Origin of the sequence: Streptomyces sp. MMG1121, assembly GCF_001280015.1 — a bacterium.
Classification (GTDB): Bacteria; Actinomycetota; Actinomycetes; order Streptomycetales; family Streptomycetaceae; genus Streptomyces.
The window spans coordinates 1-490 of record NZ_LGDV01000075.1 but is presented as its reverse complement, the minus strand read 5'-3'; the positions used below and the strand labels follow the sequence as shown (position 1 = coordinate 490).

The window sequence follows — 490 nt, the reverse complement described above, 5'->3', positions numbered from 1 at the left end:
GGCATCAAGCTGGACACCGAGGGGTACCGGCTGCTGGTCAACCCGACCGGCCGTTTCGAGATCGGCGGCCCGATGGGCGACGCCGGCCTGACCGGCCGCAAGATCATCATCGACACCTACGGCGGCATGGCCCGCCACGGTGGCGGCGCCTTCTCCGGCAAGGACCCGTCCAAGGTGGACCGTTCGGCCGCCTACGCCATGCGCTGGGTCGCCAAGAACGTGGTGGCGGCCGGCCTGGCCTCCCGCTGCGAGGTCCAGGTCGCCTACGCGATCGGCAAGGCCGAGCCCGTCGGCCTCTTCGTCGAGACATTCGGCACCAACAAGGTCGAGACCGAGAAGATCGAGAAGGCCATCGACGAGGTCTTCGACCTGCGCCCGGCCGCGATCATCCGTGACCTCGACCTGCTCCGCCCGATCTACGCCCAGACGGCGGCCTACGGCCACTTCGGCCGCGAGCTGCCCGACTTCACCTGGGAGCGCACCGACCGCG

Annotated in this window: 1 protein-coding gene; it reads left to right on the top strand. The window is 69.8% G+C overall.

Annotated features, from left to right (window positions below; all coding sequences use genetic code 11):
- The coding region (locus tag ADK64_RS08660; RefSeq protein ID WP_159046198.1) for a methionine adenosyltransferase domain-containing protein at positions 1-490 on the top strand (490 nt) is incomplete at both ends.